Genomic DNA, 2,193 nt, shown 5'->3' with positions numbered 1-2,193 from the left:
ACCGCCCTCAGACGGCGATCAGCAAGCCGGAACGGAGGTCGCCTGAAACACGCCGATCCACAGGTATTGACAATTCCTCAAATGCTGCTGCCACATGGTGATGGGTAGCTGGGTGCGGCTGGCATACAGGGTCGCGGTGAACGGCCCACCCGCAGACGCTGTTGCCACTGCGCTCGCGGTGGAGGGTGGGTACTGGTTGGGCCACAGGTCATGCGGGGTGCAGTCGAGCACCTCGCTGGCTCTGTGGGCGTTGTGTTCGCGAATTCTGTAGTCGCTATCGGCCAGCCAGCGTCGCACCGACTTGATATCGACACCCACCGCGGTGGCGAACCGCTGCGAGGACAGACCTTTGGCGTGTAGCCGCTGCACGAGGCGATCGTTGGGAGTGATGGCGGCCTCGGTGCCGTCCTGCTCGTCCATCGTGCCAGCGCACATCTTCCCGTGTCGTCCGTATCCATCCCTCAGCGCGTGGTGTCTAGTTTGCCATGCGACTGCCGCCACCCGGCGGCGATAGTGCCGGTGTGATGTCCGTGGGTATGTCCGGGCCGTGTCCGAAATGCCCGTGGATGTGTCGGAAATGTCGGCATATGTCTCTCGCAACGTCCGTGATGTCCACGTGAACTGAGTCCAGCGCCGGACCGGCGTCAACAGCTCACGAAAGGACCAGTAGGACAATGCGTTTGAGAATCGATACGTCTGGGACTCGTTTTATCGTCACCCGCGCTCCTGAGCCACGGCTGAACTTCGAAACCGGCGCCCCGAAAGTCGACACCGCCACCGGGATGCCGATGTACGCCACCCAGGTCCTCGCGCTGGATGACTCCGGCGGCGAAGTGCTCATTGTCACTGTGGCAGGAGACCCCAAAGTGACAGTCACGCAGCCTGTTTCGGTAGTTGGTCTGGTGGCCATCCCGTGGGCCCAAGGTGATCGCAGCGGGGTGGCGTTCCGTGCTGATGCCCTCACCGCCGCCACCGCCAGTGGTGCTGCGCCGAGTGAGCAGACACGCCCGCAGAAGTAACAACCCCCAAGCGGGTGTGGGGTGCGGTGAGCAGATCATCGCACCCCGCCACCCCGACACCCCGGGCATTGCTGTTGACCACACGCTCACGGAGGGCATCTCTCATGACATCGAACAAGAAGAACACCACCAACAGTGGATCAGGCGATGACGACTGGTTCGGAGAACTGGTCATGTCGCTGTTCACCGCATCCGGGTATGTGCTGTGGTGGGCGGTGCTGTTCCCGGCGATCAGCGTGCCCATCATCGCCAGCCTCGTCCTTGCTATCAGCCACGGCCCACGCGTGGGCCTGATCTGCGCGATCGTGTGCAGTGCCGGGTATGCGGGCTGGGCCTGGCTCCAACCGGGGTCATTTCGCGCCTGGGTGACCGAACCGGTACGGCGGCGCTGGCTCACGTGGTCGCGCTACACCCGCACCTGGGAATCGACCTGCACCTTGCACGGCCTGACCGCCACCCTCGGCGGACGCACTCTCACTCCCACCCTGCGCACGGTGACGATCGGTAAAACCACCGATGTGCTCGTGGTGCGGATCGTCACCGGCCAGTCCGTGGCAGATTGGCATAAACAGTCCGACGCGCTGGCCGCCGCGTGGCGCGCCGGCCGCATCAGCATCACCGCCATCTCGCCCGGCGAACTGCGCATCACGTTAATGCGCGCAGACGTGCTGGCTGAACCGATCGCCCTGCCCATGCCAACCCCGGCCACCCCGGTCGATCTGGTGTCGGTGCGGGTCGGGATCACCGAAACGCGACATTGGTGGCAGGTGCCGCTGCTCGGTCACCACGTGCTGATCGCCGGGGCAACCGGCGCAGGCAAAGGCTCAGTGCTGTGGTCGTTGATCGCCGGCATTGCCCCCGCGGTGAAGACCGGGCTGGTCCGGTTGTGTGTCATCGACCCCAAAGGCGGCATGGAACTCGGTGCCGGAGCACCCCTGTTCACCGTGTTCACCCACGACGCCACCGACACCACCCTGGAGTTGCTACGCCAGCTCGTCACGGTGATGCACGCCCGGGCGAATCGTCTGCGCGGCCACACCCGCCTACACACCCCCACGACGTCGGAGCCGTTGTTCGTTGCGGTGATCGATGAGATTGAACCGCCCTGGAAAAGTTGGAGGCTCCTGACCTTGGAAACGAGGATGCAGGTATGCCGAAGGAACAGTCAGCTGGC

Annotated in this window: 2 protein-coding genes and 1 pseudogene; 2 read left to right on the top strand and 1 reads right to left on the bottom strand. The window is 64.2% G+C overall.

What is annotated here, in order from left to right; all coding sequences use genetic code 11:
* Positions 1–81: 81 nt before the first annotated feature.
* A pseudogene (locus ACAG25_RS24700) lies at positions 82–420 on the bottom strand (helix-turn-helix domain-containing protein); the annotation flags it as partial.
* Between the two features lie 254 nt (positions 421–674).
* Here ACAG25_RS24700 and ACAG25_RS24695 point away from each other — a divergent pair.
* A complete protein-coding gene (locus ACAG25_RS24695) occupies positions 675–1,019 on the top strand; it encodes a hypothetical protein (RefSeq protein ID WP_005086573.1) in 345 nt (114 codons plus the stop codon).
* Between the two features lie 104 nt (positions 1,020–1,123).
* Positions 1,124–2,193: FtsK/SpoIIIE domain-containing protein (locus ACAG25_RS24690; RefSeq protein ID WP_370491052.1), on the top strand; the 1,070-nt coding region annotated here is incomplete at its 3' end.

The sequence above is a fragment of the Mycobacterium sp. pV006 genome, assembly GCF_041287115.1.
Classification (GTDB): domain Bacteria; phylum Actinomycetota; class Actinomycetes; order Mycobacteriales; family Mycobacteriaceae; genus Mycobacterium.
Note: the sequence above shows the minus strand (reverse complement) of the source record. Positions and strands in the feature narration are given on the sequence as shown.